Here is a 19,954-nt window from a genome sequence, read left to right on the forward strand (position 1 = left end):
CTTGGTAAGGTTTCTTTTCGGTGCGTTTTTGTGTATTTTTGAAATGAAAAAACGATAGTGATGTTCCGGTTTTTGTTTCTCTTTTTGCTTTTTCTGGATTTTGTGCCGGCACAAGCTCAGCGACAAGTATCTCCTGACCGGTTTAAACAGGCTTTTTCACCTGAATACGCCTGGCAAAGTAAATATCTTTTTGATTACGATGTGCATTTTTATGGCCTGGATATTTCAGTGAGTCCGGTCAGCCGTTTTATTCAGGGAAGTTGTACGCTTGAAGCGACTACTTTGATCCCTCATTTTGATACGCTGGCCGTGGAATTAATCCCGGAAATGGAAATTGATTCCGCCCTTTTTAAAGGAAGGAAGTTAGCCGTTCCCCAGAGAGATGACAATAATGTTCTTTTTGTGTTGCCGGATATTCCGGATAGTGGAAGCTTATTTTCTGTTCAGATTTTTTATCACGGGACACCGCCTGAAGGAGGCTTTTTTTCGGGTGTTACAACTGCTTACAACGCGACCTGGGATAAACGGGTTACTTGGTCGTTATCGGAACCTTTTGCGGCAAAACAGTGGTTTCCGGTAAAAGAAGACCTGAAAGATAAAGCGGATTCGGCTTGGATTTTCCTGACTGTGGATTCGATCTATATGGCAGGCTCAGAAGGCCTTTTAACCCGGGTGGTAGATCTTCCGGGCGGGAAAAGACGTTTCGAATGGAAAACGCATTATCCTATTGATTATTACTTACTTTCGTTTGCTGTAGCTGATTATCGCGACTTCAGTTTTTATGCTCATCCGGATGATCCCAAAGGAGATTCTGTTTTGGTCCAGAATTTTATTTATGATTCTGATGCGTATCTGAAACAAAATGAAGATGCCATTAAACGAACCGCAAAATTTATCGAGTTGTATGTAAAGCTGTTTGGCCCGTATCCGTTCCGGAAAGAAAAATATGGCCATTGTCTGACCGAGCTTCCCGGGGGAATGGAACATCAAACCATGACAACTTTGGGTAGTTTTGGTTTTGATTTGGTGGCCCATGAGTTGGGGCACATGTGGTTCGGTGACGATGTTACCTGTGCTGACTGGAGTGACATTTGGGTGAACGAAGGTTTTGCCTCTTATGCCGATTATCTGGCCAACGAATATATTCTTGGAGACAGTATAGCGCAGATTTTTATCCGTAAGGCGGAGGATTATGTAATGACTCAGCCGGGAGGGTCTGTTTATATCCCTGAAGATCAGATTTATATGGGGAATGAAGGACGGATTTTTAATGGCCGGCTTTCGTATGATAAAGGGGCGGTTTTGCTTCACATGTTACGTCATGAAATTCATCAGGATAGCGTGTTCTTTACGATACTGAAAACGTACTTGATCCGTTTTGCCGGCGGGGTGGCTACCGGTGATGATTTCCGAAAAATTGTTGATGAAATTACCGGAAAAGATTATCGTTGGTTTTTCCAGCAATGGTACTATGGCGAAGGTTATCCTGAATTTTCCGTTGACTGGTATCAGCAATCGGATACGTTGCATATTTTAAGTACAGAAACCACTTCAACCGATAACCCGTCTTTTTTTAAAATGACAGTTGATTATCAACTGGTTTATGATAACGGTTTGGACACCATCGTCCGGCTGGTTCAGACAGAACAAAACAATCATTTTGTTGTTCCTGTAAAAGGTAAAGTAAGCGCCATTCACATCGATCCTGATCACTGGTCGCTGTTAAAAGTTTTGCGGAACGATTTTGTTGGCATACAGGAAGAAAAAAATCCGGCAAGTTTTACGCTGTCTCCTGTTCCGGTTAGAAATATGCTTTTTATGCAGTTTTTTCATCCCGACAGGAGTGAAAAAAACGTCATTATTTCGGACATGAACGGCCGTATCTTTTTTAGAAAAAATACAACGGCTGTCCGGTTTCAAATTCCGGTTTCAAAATTTCCGCCCGGATTATATGTCGCGCGGGTAATGGCAAACGGACAGATTTATGTTAAGAAATTTGTGAAATGGTAAAGCCAAATGCGCTAATTTAGCCGGCATGATTTTAGTAACCGGCGGAACGGGATTTACAGGAGCCCATTTATTGTATCATTTGCTGCAAAAAGAACCGAGTGTTCGTGCTTTGAAACGGCCTTCGTCTTCTTTGAAAACCTGCCGTAAAATCTTTTCATATTATACGGATAAGCCGGATGAATATTTCTCCCGGATTGAATGGGTAGACGGAGATATCCTGGATATTTATTCGCTTTTGCCGCTTTTGGACGGGGTACAAAAGGTTTTTCATACCGCAGCGCTTGTTTCATTCGATCCGGGCGATAAAGACCGGATTATGGAAACCAATGTTGCCGGAACAGCGAATGTGGTGAATGCCTGTCTTGAGAAAAAAGTGGAAAAACTGGCTTATGTCAGCTCAATTGCTGCACTGGGCAGAGAAGGAAATGAAAAGCTGGTTACCGAAGAAAGTGAATGGAAACCATCGAAAAACAGCTCTCCGTATTCGCAAAGCAAATACGAAGCCGAACGGGAAGTCTGGCGGGGAATGGCCGAAGGGTTAAAGGCGGTGATTGTCAATCCGTCGGTTATACTCGGGCCGGGCGATTTTTCAAAAGGCAGCCTTAAAATGTTTCAAACGGTTTATCAGGGATTGAAATTTTACACCCGTGGCGTAAATGGCTATGTGGATGTAAATGATGTGGCGAAAGCCTTAATCTGGCTTATGGAAAGTGAAATTTCAGAAGAGCGCTTTATTTTAAACAGCGAAAATGTAAGCTACCAGAAACTTTTCCAGATGATGGCCTCTGCTTTGGGGGTTTCTCCGCCAAAGCAAAAAGCCGGAAAGGTAATCAGTGCGCTGAGCTGGCGGCTTTTTAAAATACAAGCTTTATTTACCGGAAAAAAACCGCTGGTAACCCGGCAAACGGCGCGTACGGCTAATAGTGTTTTTCGTTACAGTAATGAAAAATTTATCGGGGTAAGCGGATTTTCTTTTACTCCGGTGAAAACAACCATCGAAAAAACAGCTCAGATTTTTTTATCCGAAGTCTGAACAACTTTTTCTCCGGGTAAAGGATAAAAAATTCAGCCTTCGTTTTCTGGAACGGAATTCGGGTTCAGAATCAATTCTTCCAGTTTATTCAATGCTTCGTCAGGCGAAAGATACTTAAAAATAATTTTGTTCTTTTTGTACAAATTCACTTTTCCTTTTCCTGTTCCGACATAGCCGTAATCGGCTCCGGCCATTTCTCCCGGTCCGTTAACAAAACATCCCATGATGGCTATTTTTAGTCCTTTTAAATGTCCCAGCCTTTTTTGAACCCGTTGTAGTTCTTTTTCAATATCAAATTGAGTTCTTCCGCAGGAAGGACAAGCAATAAATTCTGCTTGCGAAAACCGTAATCCGGCAGCCTGTAAAATTTGAAAAGCAAGTGTGGTATCCGATTCCTCCGTGTTGTTTTTACGATGCAGAATAAGCAATCCGTCCGGTTTTTCCTGTTCCCATGTCCGGAAAAAGTCCACGGGCGCACGGAACAGGATTTCATCCATTTGTAAATCCGGATAGGAGAGAAGACAGACTTTTTTTTCGGCATCCGGTGTTTCGTTTTCTTTTATCCAAACCACGAACGGCCGTAAATGATTTTCAATTTCGCCATATCGTATTTGTTGTATCGTATTGCCCGGAAATACAAAATGGCGGGGATAAGTACGAATGATTTTGCGGGCTACCGGGATTTCTTTTTCTGGGGCTTCGGTAAGCGAAACACGCAGCGTATCACCAATTCCTTCCGATAACAGTGTTCCGATACCCATAATGGATTTTATCCGGCCTTCAGTGCCGCTTCCGGCTTCGGTTACGCCCAAATGAATCGGATAATTCCATCCGTGTTGCTTCATTTTTTCAACCAGTAACCGGTTGGCTTTAATCATCACCGGAACCGAGCTGGCTTTTAAAGAAAGGGTCAGGTTGTGAAAATCATTTTCGCGGCAAATTTGAATGAATTCCAGTGCCGAAGAAACCATCCCCTCGGGTGTGTTTCCGTATCGATATAAAATTCTGTCGGATAAAGAACCATGATTGATTCCGATTCGGATTGTTGTGTGGTTTTTTTCACAGATGTTGAACAGCGGTTTCAGGTTGGCTGCGGTATTCCGTAATTCCTGATGATATTCTTCTTCCGAATATTTTTTGTTTTTGTGATGAGAGCCGGTAAAATTACCCGGGTTAATCCGTATTTTATCCACAATGCCGGCGGCGATTTCTGCTGTTTTGGGTTGAAAGTGGATATCCGCGATAAGCGGAATATCCACTCCTTTTTGCCGCAGCAGATTACGGATATTTTTCAGGTTTTCAGCTTCCTTAACGTCAGCGGCAGCTATTCGTACCAACTCGCAACCGGCTTTTGCCAACCGGATAATTTGATTGACCGTTGCCTCGGTATCCTGTGTGGGAGTGTTGGTCATGCTTTGGATACGAACCGGTTGGTTGCCGCCAAGTGGTAAATTGCCTACGGTTATTTCGTTGCTGATAAAATGCTGATTCATGGTTCTTTTTTCCGATGCAAAGATACGGGAAAGCGGATACTTTTTTTGCGGATTTTTTTCCGGTCGCGGAAGCATAATGCTAACCAAAATTCTGTACTTTTGAAAAGAACGAAACAGAGAAATCCCTGAAAATTTTGTAAACCAAATTTTAAATACCGTATGAAAAAGATTATTCAGACTTCAAATGCTCCGGCGGCCATTGGTCCGTATAGCCAGGCTGTTGAAATGAACGGAATGTTATTTATTTCGGGACAAGTTCCTATTGACCCAGAGACCGGAAAAGTGGTGGAAGGTGATATTACCAAACAAACCGAACAGGTAATGAAAAATATTGGTGCCATTTTACAGGCAGCCGGATACCAGTTTTCTGATGTGGTGAAATCAACTTGCTTGTTGAGTGATATGGCTCATTTTGGAGAGATGAACGCGGTTTATTCGCGTTATTACGCTGAAAATCCGCCGGCGCGGGCGGCTTTTGCTGTTAAGGAATTGCCGCTTGGTGTGCTGATTGAGATAGAGACAATAGCGATGAAAAAATAAATCACAAAAGCATGAGAATACCGGCTCGCTTTTTTGTCTTGGGAGGCTTTTTGTTTTTACTTCTGGCTTTCCCTTTTGGGGGATATTCGCAGACGTTTTCATCCGGTCAGCCGGTTTTGCACACTTTTCAGATCGATTCGTCTCAATTTTTATTGGATGGGAAACCCTTCGAAATCATTGCCGGCGAGATGCATTATGCCCGTATTCCGGCCTGTTATTGGAAGCAACGGATTGAAATGGCCAAAGCCATGGGGTGTAATGCGATTTCTACTTATGTGTTTTGGAATTATCATGAGCAACAACCCGGTCATTTTGATTTTAAAACCGGAAACCGGGATCTTGCGCATTTCATTCAGTTGGTGCAGGATGCCGGCATGTGGCTGTTGATCAGGCCGGGTCCGTATGTTTGTGCCGAATGGGATTTCGGCGGGCTTCCGCCGTACCTGCTCAGTATTCCCGATATTAAACTGCGATGTTCAGATGCGCGGTACATGCAGGCGGTAAAAAAATATATTGATACCTTGGCAAATGTCCTGAGGCCTTATCAAATTACCCGTGGAGGCCCCATTATTTTATTACAAATAGAAAATGAATATGGCAGCTACGGTAACGACCGGTCGTATTTGAAAACATTGGAAAAACTCTGGCGAAAGAATGGAATCAACATTCCTTTTTATACAGCCGACGGTGGAACGCCGTATATGTTAGAAGCCGGTTCGTTACCCGGATGTGCCGTCGGGTTAGATCCGGGCGGTTATGAAAAAGCCATTCGCCTGGCGCAGAAAATAAATCCCGGCGTTCCGGTTTTTAGCAGTGAAACCTATACCGGCTGGCTGACGCATTGGCGGGAAAAATGGGCCAAAGCCGATACTGCTGATCTGTATAAAGAAGTCCGTTTTTTATTGGAACATCATCGTTCGCTAAGCTTTTATGTGGTTCATGGCGGAACAAATTTTGGCTTTACGGCCGGTGCAAATGCCAGCGGTCAGCGTTTTCAGCCGGATGTAACCAGTTACGATTATGCTGCCCCGATTACTGAAACCGGAAGACCGACTGCCGAATTTTTCCGGTTACGACAACTGATTCATCAATATCATCCTGAAACGAAACTTCTGCCGGTTCCTGCGGCGCCTCCGCTGATTTCCATTCCGGAAGTGGAAATGAAAGTTTTTTCTTCCGTATGGGCAAATCTTCCAAAACCGGTTCATTCGGTTCAGCCGCGTCCTTTTGAATATTACGGGCAATATCATGGTTATATGATGTATCAGACGCGTCTGATTGGTCGCAAAAGCGGGAAACTGGTGCTGACTCAATTGCACGATTATGCTACCGTTTTTCTCAACGGAAAATATATCGGCTCAATTGACCGGACCAAAGGACAAAATTCTATTGTTCTTCCGAAAACGAAAGCGCGTGTTCCGCTTTTGCAAATTTTAATCGAAGCCATGGGGCATGTAAATTACGGGTCGCAGCTGATTGACCGGAAAGGAATTACCGAAAGAGCTACACTCAACGGTATGACTTTAATGAACTGGGAGGTTTATGGTTTGCCTTTTGGTGCATCGTACCTCAAACATTTGATTCCGGACCATGACGTTTCCCGTCCGGGTGTTTTCTTCCGGGGCACGTTTCAACTCGATAAAACAGGCGATACTTATTTTGACCTTTCCCGTTATCAAAAAGGGCTGGTTTGGGTAAACGGACATTTGCTCGGGCGCTATTGGAATGTTGGTCCACAGCATAGCCTCTATTGTCCGGCTTCTTTTTTGAAAAAAGGCCGGAATGAAATTCTGATTTTCGATTTACACCAAATCCATCCCATGCCGGTAAAAGGCATTCGAAAATTGCTTTAAACCGGCTTGGGAGGCCTGGAAACAGCTTTTATTGCTTCTTCTTTTGGTCTAAGATGGTAATGGCTGCCTGTTTGGCCGCTGCCAGTGTTTCGCGATCTACTTTATGCATAACTTGTCCTTTGGTCAGATCATCATTGATAATATGATGTTTGAGCAAAAGCAGCTGGACAATAATGTTGTTCAGTTGTGTTTCGCGGTTGTACTGATCGGCGACATAAATTTTATCCGCCTCTGATACAAAACTGGCCATCAGATTTTCCATCTGGGGCAAATGCAGCAGCTGTTTATAGGTTTCGCTCATGGCTGAGATCTCACGGTTCATGTTGGGTGTAACCAGCAACGGTTGAAATTCATGATTTTCATCCAGTCTTGATTTCAGATTGGATAAATCAATCTTTTCATCCGGACGATCGATGCGTACGAGCTGGGCTTTTCGCATTTGTTCCATTTGCCACAGCCAGAAATTGTACCGGTTGATTTCGGCATTTTGTTCGATGTCGGGCAAAACGGTTTTGTAAGCCGCTGTTACTTTTTGTTTTACCCGGTTTTTATTTTCGTTGATGTCCGGACGTTTGTTGCGGACTTCACGAATCAGGCGCCGCATATCTTCGGCTGCGATTTGCGGACCGGTAATTTCTTTTCCTTTTCGCCCGATATCGGTGGATAAGATACCGAGTTGTACTTTCTTTCCTTCTCCGGCTTTGAGTGCTTCGATCAGGTGTTTTTTGCTCTCAAATTCGCCTTCTTCATCCACAAACGGCTGTCCGGCCGGGGTGCTGGCCAGTGAGTCGAACAGGGTGTTGAAAAGGTTCCGGTCGATAATTTGTTGTTTCTCTTCCCCGTCGGCATTCCGGATGGTGGCTACAAAACGGTTTTTGATAATATCGAAATCAACCCGGGAAATTGTCCACTCAATGTCTCCTTCACAGAATCTTTTTTCACTGAATATTTTATTGACAATTTCTTCCAGATTAATCTGGTCGATCATTTTATAAGAAGAGCACAAATAATAACGTCCTGAAAAGTCATCGTATTCCCAATCCAGCACATCATCGATGTAAGCGCCGTGGCGGTCCATTACCTCCACGATGTTTTTATCGCTGGTGTAGCGCAAAAGGGTACGCTGGAAGTGCGGGTTATCGCCCGAAGTGGCTTTTTCTTTCCGTTCGCCGTGTGAGTTGCGGTAAAGAATAAAGTTTTCCGGATTTTCGTAACGGGTAATTCCGGCTTCTTCGCGGGCAAAGTTACTGGCGGTAAGCATGATGTCAATTTTGTACGGCATGCTCACATCGCATAATCCACTGATGGTACTTCGTGAATTGAGGTCTTCCACATTGGAGTCGGAAGCACTTTCAAACAGGGTGTAATAGTATTTGATGTAATCCGGATCGAAGTCGGTAACACGGCTAAAGTCGCCTTCTTCGGTTCCGATACCATACAGGTTCCCCTCTTTATCCGGGAACAGATGCAGCATATCCCCAGCAATCATTTTCAGCGAACGAACGCCGGTGAGGTTATTTTGCATCCATTTCAGCATCATGGCAGCCAGCATTTCCGATTTTCCCACACCACTGTCGCCGCTGATCTGAACGACAAATACTGCGCCGTCTTCTTCTTCTACGGCAAACATGGAACCATGAATGGGAATGCCGCCCATCTCTTTGATTTTCTCGTTCAAAACCGTCAGGCGGGGCTTTTTGATGTTCCCGAAATAATCCACTTCTTTACGCAGCGGCGAAACAATGGCTTTAATGTTTCCGCGCGGACCGGGAATATCAAAGTAACCGATCTGCGGGAAAGAAATCAGTTTCTCGGGAAAACCGTAAAAGCAAATGGTATCCGGAACAAATTGCTGAATTTGATCAAGCGTTACTTCCTGTTTTTGCAGCAGGCGGAAGTTGTCTGCCAGATATTTCATGTAGGATTTATGGAAAACAAAAAGTTCATTGACCAGTCCGCCGTTGAAGATCTTACACCGGTAATCGCCGGCATCCATATTTCCGATAAATTGCTGAATACGGTTCAGGAAGAAAGCCGGCATAGGCCGGGTGTCCAGCACTTTAATGTATTCATTGGAATTTTTTTGCGCCAGCGCAGCAATTTTTTCCGGTTTGTTTTTTTCGCCGTGCAACCGGTCGAGCCGGTGGTATGGGAATCCGCGTTTTTTGGCATCGGTAACAATGCGGGTATGGGTTTGTACATTTTGTTCCGTTCCGATAACTCCGCATTGCGATAACATTTGTGGTATCCAGGTCAGCGTTTTCTTTTTGCTTTTTACCAATACATGTTCTTGAATGTCAAAGTGTTCAAAAACACTAATGCCGTGCTGGGCCATTTCGTTAATGGCCGAGTTTTGTTTCAGGTAAACGGCTTCCGAAAGGCGCATAACGGTATGAACGTACGGATAGTAATGTTCGTTGGCTTTGGTGTTGTTGATCAGCTGGATGAGGAACAGGACAAACCAACGGGTTTCCTGATGGAGTTTTTCCGCCGGAATTTTTTTATCGGCCAGTTCGGCTACCTGATTCCACAGCAGATTCCATTGTCCGGGAAGGGTTTCGTATAAAAACTTATCAATTAAAGCCTGTTCATCACGATCGTCAATTTCGTGGAGTTTTTGGTTAAAATGACGGAAAGTATCCGCCAGATTTTCTTTAAACCGGCTTTTTTCTTTTAACAGATAAAGATAAGCAATACGCTGTCCGGCCGTGAGATCGGTATCATAAACCCGGTTCCGGATACGTTGGTTGATATCGCCAAAGAGTTTTTTCCCGGTTTCCAGATTTTCTTTTTCCAGCAATTGATAAATATCCTCGCCAAAATCTTTCAACGTATGATCCAGATCGATTTGTTCCGGATTGATCCCGATGATTTCTTCAAATTTTTCGAGAATGCTGTGTAAAAGCTCCAGCATGGAAGGTTCTGACGGGTCGTTATCAAACGGAAGATTAAAATGGAGCATCAATTCCTGAATGTATTTTCTGAGCAATTGATTCATCCCTTCCATGCGGGCGATGTCAGAAGAGTGGTTTCCGCTGCTGCGGAGAGCAATAATTTTTGTTTTTCCTGAGGAGAAAAGCAAGCGCTCCATTTCGAGCAGAATCTCAGCCATGATCAGCTCTTCGTCCGGTGCATCCAACACATAATGGTTGGGTTCGTAGTAAAGCTTGTTGGTGATGTATTTCAACAACGTGGCTTTTCCGAAACGGGCCAGTACTTCGCTAAACGGATAATGTTTTATTGCCGGAATGTTTTTATAAACCTGGGGAAGCAGGTTTTCGTAAACCGACGAGAATGCCTGGCTCTGGATAAACTCCGGAAGAGATGAACAGCGGCCCAGCGCATCGGTAAATTCGATTACTGCATTTTGCGAATCGTCAATGGCATGAATACCGACGCCGCTTACCGAAGGAGAAGCATGATAAAGTGTCCAGCGGTTATCGATCAGCAGGGTTTGAAGCGGCTTTTTATTCAGATCGCGAATCAGATAAAAATCATCCAGAACACGGTCAATAAAAGCCCGTTCCGACGGCAGCGTAAAAATCTTGTCCAGCAATTCGTCGGTGCTTTTCTCTTTGTTTTCCGGGTTGTTTTTGGCCTGGTAAAATTGTTGCCAGTATTTGAGAACGATTTCCAGTGCATTTTTTATCTCTTTCCGGAAAACATCATATGAGGCTGCCGTTCCTTCAAGATACCCGCCCAATGAAAACCGCAGAAAACCGGTTTGGTAAGGGATGACTGCAATCCCCCGTTGTTCGGCCAGCTTTTGAGTAAATTTCTCCAGATCCTGATAAGAGAAAAAGTGCTTGAGCTGAATGTTGAAAAGGAAAGAGCCATCAGAGGCAACTACGCGGGCATATTTTCCGTTTTCGCCGCTGAGCAACTCTGCCGCCGTTTCTTTTCCGATTTTTAACCGTTTCAGCGATTCGTTGCGGAAGTTTTTGTTTACGCGGAAACTGTTTAGTGTACCGACCAGTTGTTTTTGATAATAAGCAAAGAAAGGTTCGTCTTTGTATTTGAAATCATCCGGAAGTTCCAGCATGTTCAGTTTGTCGATGGCTACCAGCTCATTAAGCAAAAAGAGATGTAGCGGACTTCCTTCAAAAGAGTTTTTCGGAAGACCGGCTTTGCTTTTGTCTGCTTTTTGTCCGGTGCATGTTTCCACGATAAACTGCTCAATGATGCGCTTGATCTTATGTCGCGAAGCATTACGCGGCATTTTTTCTTCCAGGACATTCTTGATTTTCTTGGCTTGTTGTGCCGTTTCCAGTACGTTTACCAGCATGTACAACGAGTTGGTATTGCCGGTTTCTTTGTTGTTTTTACGCCGGGCAAAATCAATCACGTCTTTTTTGGCCGGAGTGGCCACAATTGAACCGAGCCGGTCGCCGGTAGCTCCCAGGTTTTTGGTTGTGGAAATGGAAGACACCATGTTAAGACGGGCATATTTCTGGTCGAGATTGTCCATAACATACCGCGAAATGGTGCGCCATTTGGGTTCGTTGGGGTCATCGGTTTTTACGGTGTCGTTGTAGGCTTCATCCAGGAACAGCGTGATTTTGCTGGTGCTGATGAATTTTAAAAACTCCAAAAGCGACGGGTTGTTGAAATCAGAATAACCGGACGGGTTGGCCGGATCGTTGATCACAATGGTCAGGTTTTCGCAAAAACGATCCCACAGGTTTCCAGTTTCGTCAAAAATCTGAAACGTGTTTTTCATACGTTCCAGACGCAGCGTCAGCCGGTCAAAATCAATACGGCCCTCAGGGGTAATCCCGATTTCCAAATCGAACGGATTGATGTCGAAACGATCGGTGGGGAACAAATCGAGGTATTCCCAGGAGGAATATTTGTTAAACAGAATGTAAGGTTTCAGCACCTTGTCTTCCTTCCCAAAAAGCACATCACGGATAATCATTTGGACATCATCCGAAATGGATGTCTTTTTCAGATTGGTGAGGTTGCTGATAAATTCTTTGATAATGTGTTGTTCTGAAGGCGACAGCGCGTTGTATTTTTCCAGAATTCCTAAATCGATCAGTACATTTTTTAGTCGTCCTTCGTTATCGGCTTCGTTTTCCGCTTTGATCAAATATTGCTTGTACTTTTCAAGAAACAGGTTGATTCCGAAGTTTTTATGAAAATGATTTTTTAGTGTGCGCTGGTAGCTGTCCGGATAGAGATCCAGAATAACGCGGCAACGTTCCACAATTTCGTTACTGATGGGTTTGAGTTTTCTTTGCAGCAGATAATCGCCGTAAGTTTTAATTTGGTTTCTGCCGCCACCTTCCACTACGGTGGCAATGTGGAGTTTTTTGGTTCCTGAATAGAAATATTTCAGGGTGCGTTCTTCAAAAGCCTCAATAAGTGCTTTGTTCAGTTGTTTTTGTTTTTTACTGTCGGCACACCGGATGATCATGTCTAAATAGTTGCTCAGCCGGGTTAGCGCATATTTGTCCTTGATGATCTGCCGCGAAAACTCGTCAAATTTGAATAGCGTCAGATTTTTTTCCGGAGAATCGGTTACCCCCAGTTGTTCTTTTTTCAGTTGTTCCAGTTCGGTTTGGTAGGCTGCAATTTTTTCGTCCATCCGCTGTTTGAACTTTTGCAGGTGGGGCAAGCTGACTTTTTCAAGGATTAACCGCAGGTTCATCTGGCTATTGGCCAATGCCCCCAGCTTTTTGGTGTGTACTTTATCCAGGCTTTGGATGATTTTGTTGTGAAAGCTGTACACCAGGCTGATGTTGGTACGGATAGCCATGGGAGAGTTGTCCACAAAAATCATCCGGCTCAAAAACGGGAACCATTTGGTGTCGTGAAATGGATTGTGTGTCAGTGATTTTACTTTAACAGCAAAAACAGCCGTGTTATTTTCCTGTAGCTTCTCAAAAAGTTGTTCGTCATTCTTATATTCTACTACAACTACTTGCGAAGGGTGAAACATTTCTTCGCGCAGCAGTTGAACAACAGTATCAGGACTTCCGCTCACCGCCGTTACCAGCAATCCGTTCAGGCCTTTGAACGAAAGGCTTTGAGACATTCTTTCGAGAAAATCGGTTTTTTCGGCTTTGGTAGTATAGTGTGCGCTTTGTACGATCATCTGTTCCAGCACATCCATCAGGTAGTTCCACTGGAGCTTTTCACGGTCATCGTAAATTCCCAATACTTCCCGGAAACGGCGAAGGGTAGTAACTTCTTCGCCCAGCAGGATACGAAACCGGAATTTCAGGTTGGCCTGCGTGAAAGGCGGGGTGCCCATGGAAAAATCGTGGAAACCCAGTATTTTTTTTGCCTGTTCCTGTTTTTCATCGTTGATGAGTTCGGTATCCATGAGGTTGACCAGCCGGTTCCGGAAGCGGTTAAGCCGCGAGCGGTACTGAAACGCTTTGGATTCATCATGCGGAAACAGCATAAGGGAAACATCCGTATAGGAAGGAAACGATTCTTTCAGAAGCAGAAGCTGTCGTTGTATTTCTTTTTGCTGATAAACCGGATCGTCAGGCTCTTCGTAGCAAAGATGATAGAAGTTTTTCAGCAGTTCCATGTAGTGCAGGGGAAGAATGTTTTCGGCTTTATGCCGTAAAGCCAGATAGAGTTCAATAAAATCGAGGGCGTCTTCACCGGGTTTGAGCTTTGATTTACTTAATGTACGCATGGCTGTTTTGTTTTTATCTTTTCAAAAGAGAACCGGTTGCTGTTTTCTTTTGAAGTTGAATGATTATTTTTCTGTTTTTTTCTCCAAAAAAAAGGCCGAAAATTTTGTTTTTCCGGCCTTTGGTTTTTTATGTTCTTTTTATCGTTAATACGATTTTTTATGAACTTTTTGAACCGCCCGGCCGGAAGGATCAATCACATTATTCAAGGATTTATCCCACATAAGCGCTTCCGGGGTACTGCAGGCTACCGATTTTCCGCCTGGAACACACTTAGCCGCCTCATCCCCGGGGAAATGATGTTCAAAAATGCTCCTGTAAAAATACGCTTCTTTGGTCATCGGTGTATTTACCGGAAAACGATAAGCTGCTTTTTCTAATTCCAGATCCGTAACCTGTTTTTCGGCCACTTCTTTCAGGGTATCAATCCAGCTGTAGCCTACGCCGTCAGAGAATTGTTCTTTTTGCCGCCAGGCTACTTCTTTTGGAAGGTAATCGCTAAAGAGTTCGCGAAGGATCTGTTTTTCCATTTTTCCTTCTTTTACCAGCTTATCTTCCGGGTTGATGCGCATGGCCACGTCCAAAAATTCTTTATCCAAAAACGGAACGCGGGCTTCCACACCCCAGGCAGCCATCGATTTATTGGCCCGCAGACAGTCAAACATGTGCAATTGTGACAATTTTCGCACGGTTTCTTCATGCAATGCTTTCGCATCAGGGGCTTTATGAAAATAAAGATATCCGCCAAAAACTTCGTCGGCACCTTCGCCCGACAACACCATTTTTACTCCCATGGAACGGATTTTACGCGACATCAAATACATGGGAGTTGCTGCCCGGATAGTGGTTACATCATAGGTTTCAAGATGATAAATGACATCTTTTACTGCATCCAGCCCTTCCTGAATGGTGTAAACAAAAGAATGATGAACCGAACCGATATAATCAGCTACCTTTTGTGCAGCTTCCAAATCGGGCGAGCCTTCCAAACCAATGGAAAAAGAGTGAACCTGAGGCCACCATGCTTCTTTCAGGTCAGAAGTTTCAATACGCCGTTGGGCATATTTACGAACAATGGCTGCAATGATGGAAGAATCCAGACCGCCGGAAAGCAGAACACCATAAGGAACATCAGACATTAACTGACGGTGAACGGCACTTTCCAGCGCCTGTTTTAATTGTTTTTTGTCGGTTACATTGTCTTTTACTGCTTCGTACGATTCCCAGTCGCGTTGGTAGTAACGGACAAATTTCCGGTCTTTGCTGCTGTAAAAATGTCCGGGAGGAAATTCCTTGATCTTTACACAATGGTTGATCAATGCTTTCATTTCGGAAGCCACACAAAAATTCCCCATTTTGTCGTATCCGTAGTATAAGGGAATAATGCCGATATGATCGCGTCCGATCAGATAAGAGTGGTCTTTGTTATCGTATAAAACAAAGGCAAAAATACCGTTAAGATCATCCAAAAAACCGGTTCCTTTTTCCAGATAAAGGGCATTGATGACTTCACAATCCGATTTTGTCTGAAAATCGTAAGGGACTTTCAGGTTTTTTTCCAGTTCACGGTGGTTGTAAATTTCGCCGTTTACAGCCAGAGCCAAACGGCCGTCAGCACTCCGCAGAGGCTGAGCGCCATTTTCCACATCTACAATTGATAACCTTTCATGAACCAGAATGGCTTCGTCGTTCATGTAAATTCCTGACCAGTCCGGGCCACGATGACGCATGGTTTTCGACATTTCCAACGCCTGTTCGCGCCATTCTGCCGTACCGGTTTTAATATCTAAAATGCCTAATATTGAGCACATAATATTTCCTCTTCCTGATGCCTTTATTTTACCGAAACAAAACTATTAATCTTTTTAATATAACAAATCGTTTATATGATTTTTTCTGAAGAGCCTTTTGCCGGTTTGTTTTTCGTGATGAGGTTTCTGCTTGATGTGTCAGATTTCAAACGATTGAGATAAGTATGCAGCCGGAAAGGAGTTCTTTTGGAATGTCGAATATTTTCGGGATGATTTCCGCTTTTTTTTCTTAGTTTTGAAAAAAAGAAAAAGAGAAAACCAATTGGTTTTGAAAAAAACCGGTGCCGGCTTGAAAAATCAAAAGCTGAATTTTCCACACCTTGTGCTTAATCATTAAAAGAATTCTGGTATGCAAAAAAGTGTTCGAGAAAAAAAAGACCCGACTTTGGTTGATGCATTGATCCCCATGTTGTTTTTAATTGGGCTTTTATCAATGGCCGTTTATCTTTTTGGCGAAGATGCTTCGTGGGGACCGAACCAGATTGCTTTGATATTCAGTGCGCTGGTAGCTGCACTGGTGGGGCTGAAAAACCATCATCACTGGGATGAGATGGCACAGGGCGTGGTGAAGAGTATCAACCAGGCGTTGCCGGCCATTTTTATCCTGCTTGCTGTCGGAGCACTTATCGGAACCTGGGTGATGTCGGGAACCGTAACCACGATGATCTATTACGGATTGAAATTGTTGAGTCCTCATATTTTTTATCCGACCGTGGTAATTGTTACTGCGATTATTTCGGCCAGTATTGGCAGCTCGTGGACGACGGTCGGAACTATTGGTGTCGGATTAATTGGCATTGCCCACGGGATGGGAATGTCTATGCCGGTAACGGCCGGAGCCATTATCAGCGGTTCCTATTTTGGCGATAAAATTTCTCCTTTGTCGGATACGACCAATCTGGCTCCCGCGGTAGCCGGAGCTGATCTTTATTCTCATATCCGCCACATGCTTTGGACAACGGTTCCGTCCATTACGCTGGCGCTGATTCTTTTTAGCATGTTAGGATTTTCTGCTTCTGCCACAGGAGATGTTGCTATTAAAGAACAGACATTGACAGCGATTCATCAAAACTTTCATACCAGTCTTTGGTTACTGACACCGGTGCTTTTGGTGATTGTTTTAGCGGTGCTTAAACTGAAGCCTTTTCCGGTGATTTTGTTGGGAGCCCTGGCCGGAGGAATTCTGGCGGTGATTTTCCAGCCGGAACAGATTGTTCAGTTTGTCAACCGGCCCGATTTATCCAAACCGATGGTGATGATTGCCGGCGTGTGGAAAGCCATGTATACCGGATTTACTACATCTACCGGGGTGAAAACCATTGACGACCTGGTGAACCGGGGCGGAATGAACTCGATGCTGGAAGTGATTTGGCTGATTTTAACGGCGCTGACTTTTGGCGGAGTGATGGAAGAAACCGGATTGTTAAAAAGACTGGTGCTGACTTTGTTAAAAGGGGTGCGTAGTACCGGCTCCCTGATTTTTACCACCTTGCTGACCGGACTGGGCGTGAACATTGTGGCTTCTGACCAGTATATGGCGATTGTTTTGCCGGGCCGGATGTTCAAAGCCGAATTTGAAAAACGGAATCTGGCTCCGGAAAATTTATCACGGGCTTTGGAAGATTCGGGAACGCTTACCTCTGCACTTATTCCCTGGAATACTTGTGGCGCCTATATGGCCGGAACACTGGGCGTAGCTACACTGGCCTATCTGCCGTTTACCTTTTTCAATCTGATTAATCCACTCATGGCCATTGTATTTGGTTTTACCGGGATTTCCGTGAAAAAGATGACCAAAGAAGAAAAATAGTTTTCGTCTGTTTTAGCTTACCAGAAAATAATGTATAACGTGGCAATAATGGCTGTAATGGCAACAGCACCTACGTTAAAGGCCGTATCGGTATGAAACAACTCTTTGCTGACAGGAATGGCTTTGGATTCGGTTTTCTTTTCCAATAAACTGATAATTACAATAATTGCGCTGATAATCAGAAAGCTGTATCCCATCTGGTTCATCCACGGCACCTGCGGAAAAACAAATTTGAAAAACATGGAAACCGGAATGGTAAAAATAGCTGCCCACAATGCCGAATTGGAAGTGGCCCGTTTCCAAAACAAGCCAAACAGGAAAATAGCCAGAATACCCGGACTGACCATACCGGTATATTCCTGAATGTATTGAAAAGCCTGATCGAGCGTTTGTAACATAGGTGCAATGGCCACAGCGATCAGTAAGGCTATTGCTGCGGTGGTTCGTCCCACACGCACCAGGTTTCTTTCGGTGGCATCCTTTTTAAACTGCTTGTAAATATCCATGGTAAAGATGGTAGATGTGCTGTTGAGCATCGACGCCAGTGAGGAAACAATGGCTGCGGCAAGGGCGGCAAAAGCAATTCCTTTTACACCGTACGGCAACAATCCGAGTAACCACGGATAAGCATAATCGGCATGTTGTGCCGAAGGCAGATGCTGGTGCGCTGCCGGCCCGAGGGTGGCCAGCAGGTTGGTATCTTTCGTTAAAACAAAAGCGGCAATACCGGGAATCACTACAATCAGCGGGGTTAATATTTTCAGAAATCCGGCAAAAATAATTCCTTTCTGGGCTTCGCTTTTGCTTTTGGCAGCCAGAGCACGCTGGATAATGTACTGGTTAAATCCCCAATAATACAAATTGGCCACCCACATACCGCCCACCAGCACGCTAATGCCGGGTAAGTCCATGTAATACGGGTTGCCTTTGTGCAAAATCATGTGAAATTTCTGCGGTGCTTCGTGAATTAAATATTTAAATCCCTGAATAACGCCGTGCGTTTCGGGAATGGCATTCAAGGCAAGATAAGTGGTAGCCAGTCCGCCGCCGATGAGAAAAATAACCTGAATAACATCGGTCCAGGCCACAGAAGAAAGGCCGCCATACAGCGAATAAGCTGCCGCAAAAGCCGCCAGTCCGATAACTCCCCACAGCAACGGAACGCCCATAATCGACTGAATGGCCAGCGCGCCGAGATACAGCACCGAAGTAAGATTAACAAAAACGTAAACCAGCAACCAGAAAACAGCCAGAATGGTGCGCACCCGGTTATCATAACGCCGGACGATGTACTGCGGCATGGTGTAAATTTTGGCTTTCAGGAAAACCGGCAGGAAGTATTTTCCGACAATAATCAATGTAATGGCCGACATCCATTCATAAGAAGCAATGCCCAGTCCGATAGCATAACCCGAACCCGACATGCCGATAAACTGTTCGGCCGAAATATTGGCAGCAATAAGCGATGCACCCACAGCCCACCAGGTTAACGAATTACTGGCAAGAAAATAGTCGTTGGATGTTTTTTCCTTGCCTTTTTTATTGCGAGAAACCCACAATCCCACGGTGATGATCAGGGCGGCATAAGCCCCGAAAATAATGTAATCCAGTGTTGAAAATCCTGCTGTCATAATTTTCTGTTTTTACTTTCCAACCAGCGATATATTTTATTCAAAACATTCATCATCTGTCAAAAATAGAATTTAAAAATACTTTGATGGGAATAAATTTCTCCGGGCTGTAAAACAACCGATGGAAACGCCGGGTGGTGGGGCGAATCGGGAAAATGCTGGGGCTCAAAGCAAAAAGCACCATATTTTAAATACGGTTTCCCGCTTTTACCAGTATCGTTTCCATCAAGAGCGTTTCCTGTGTAAAATTGAAGACCCGGCTGGTCGGTCCACACTTCGAGTCCCCGGTCCGAAAACGGATCGCGTGCCGCAGCGGCATAACACAAGTCTTGGTTATTATTGTTCAGTACAAAATTATGATCGTAACCCTGTGCTATTTTTAATTGTTCATCATCAGAAAAAAATCCTTCTCCTATGGACTTAAATTTTCTGAAATCAAAAGGGGTATCTGCCACCGGGCGCAGTGAACCGTCGGGCACCATACTTCCGGACTTTACGGAGGTAAAGCGGTCGGCATTGATTTGTACTTCCTGATTTAAAACTGTGCCGTTTCCTTCGCCGGCCAGGTTAAAAAACGGATGTACAGTTAAGTTGATGATGGTGGGTCGGTCGGTTTCGGCATGCATTTCAATTTTCAGAGCATTTTCGTCGGTTAGCCGGTAAATAACATCAACTTGCAGGTTTCCCGGATAGTTTTCTTCGCCGTCGGGACTCAGATAACGCAATTCCAAAGCCTGTTCACCATTTATCAACCGGGTTTCGGCATCCCAAACCACGTTGTGAAAACCGTTGTTCCCGCCATGCAGATGGACGTTCCCGTAATTTTTATGTAAATAATAAGTTTCCCCGTCCAGCATAAATTCTCCTTTATCAATGCGGTTGGCATAGCGGCCGACCAACGCCCCGAAAAAAGGATTTCCGTGGATATAATCGCGGATATTGTTGTACCCAAGCACCACATCTACCGGTTTTCTTTGCTTGTCAGGAAGCTGTATGGAAACAATTTTCCCGCCGAAATTGGTGATGAATACCTGCATTCCGTTGTTGTTGGTCAGTGTGAAAAGCCGGGTTTTTTTACCCTTTATCGTTGTTTCGAAATGGTCTGTCATAAAGCCGTTCA

At 44.3% G+C, this 19,954-nt stretch carries 10 protein-coding genes; 5 read left to right on the top strand and 5 right to left on the bottom strand.

Going from position 1 to position 19,954, the window contains the following annotated elements; genetic code table 11:
- The first annotated feature begins 60 nt into the window (after positions 1-60).
- Entirely contained in the window at positions 61-2,010 is a 1,950-nt protein-coding gene (locus LA303_RS01240) for a M1 family aminopeptidase (protein ID WP_240526124.1), read from the top strand.
- Positions 2,011-2,035: 25 nt separating this feature from the next.
- The gene (locus LA303_RS01245) at positions 2,036-3,043 is read left to right on the top strand and encodes an NAD-dependent epimerase/dehydratase family protein (protein ID WP_240526125.1); all 1,008 of its coding nucleotides are present in this window, start codon (positions 2,036-2,038) and stop codon (positions 3,041-3,043) included.
- A gap of 32 nt (positions 3,044-3,075) precedes the next feature.
- Here the strand turns inward: LA303_RS01245 and ispG are convergent, their stop codons facing one another.
- Positions 3,076-4,536, bottom strand: coding sequence for a (E)-4-hydroxy-3-methylbut-2-enyl-diphosphate synthase (gene ispG, locus LA303_RS01250; RefSeq protein WP_240526126.1), 1,461 nt, complete (start codon positions 4,534-4,536; stop codon positions 3,076-3,078).
- Positions 4,537-4,695: 159 nt separating this feature from the next.
- Here ispG and LA303_RS01255 point away from each other — a divergent pair, with 159 nt between their 5' ends.
- Together LA303_RS01255 and LA303_RS01260 are read left to right on the top strand one after the other, a co-directional pair.
- On the top strand, positions 4,696-5,076 hold the full coding sequence (locus LA303_RS01255) for a RidA family protein (RefSeq protein WP_240526127.1): 381 nt from the start codon (positions 4,696-4,698) through the stop codon (positions 5,074-5,076).
- Positions 5,077-5,087: 11 nt separating this feature from the next.
- Positions 5,088-6,929: a glycoside hydrolase family 35 protein gene (locus LA303_RS01260; RefSeq protein ID WP_240526128.1), complete on the top strand. Its 1,842-nt coding sequence runs from the start codon at positions 5,088-5,090 to the stop codon at positions 6,927-6,929.
- Positions 6,930-6,957: 28 nt separating this feature from the next.
- On the opposite strand, the gene LA303_RS01265 is transcribed toward LA303_RS01260, so the two are convergent.
- Together LA303_RS01265 and asnB are read right to left on the bottom strand one after the other, a co-directional pair.
- Positions 6,958-13,584, bottom strand: coding sequence for an aminotransferase class I/II-fold pyridoxal phosphate-dependent enzyme (locus tag LA303_RS01265; protein ID WP_240526129.1), 6,627 nt, complete (start codon positions 13,582-13,584; stop codon positions 6,958-6,960).
- Between the two features lie 144 nt (positions 13,585-13,728).
- Positions 13,729-15,393: an asparagine synthase B gene (gene asnB / locus LA303_RS01270; protein WP_240526130.1), complete on the bottom strand. Its 1,665-nt coding sequence runs from the start codon at positions 15,391-15,393 to the stop codon at positions 13,729-13,731.
- 349 nt (positions 15,394-15,742) lie between these two features.
- On the opposite strand from asnB, the gene nhaC reads away from it, so the two are divergent.
- Complete coding sequence (nhaC, locus tag LA303_RS01275) at positions 15,743-17,203, top strand: Na+/H+ antiporter NhaC (protein WP_240526131.1); 1,461 nt, start codon at positions 15,743-15,745, stop codon at positions 17,201-17,203.
- A gap of 17 nt (positions 17,204-17,220) precedes the next feature.
- Here nhaC and LA303_RS01280 read toward each other — a convergent pair whose 3' ends face one another.
- Together LA303_RS01280 and LA303_RS01285 are read right to left on the bottom strand one after the other, a co-directional pair.
- Positions 17,221-18,834, bottom strand: a complete 1,614-nt coding sequence (locus LA303_RS01280) for a sodium/sugar symporter (protein WP_240526132.1) — start codon at positions 18,832-18,834, stop codon at positions 17,221-17,223.
- A 59-nt stretch (positions 18,835-18,893) separates the two neighbouring features.
- Complete coding sequence (locus LA303_RS01285; RefSeq protein ID WP_240526133.1) at positions 18,894-19,943, bottom strand: aldose epimerase family protein; 1,050 nt, start codon at positions 19,941-19,943, stop codon at positions 18,894-18,896.
- Positions 19,944-19,954: the final 11 nt, after the last annotated feature.

Source organism: Candidatus Sulfidibacterium hydrothermale (genome assembly GCF_020149915.1).
Classification (GTDB): domain Bacteria; phylum Bacteroidota; class Bacteroidia; order Bacteroidales; family F082; genus Sulfidibacterium; species Sulfidibacterium hydrothermale.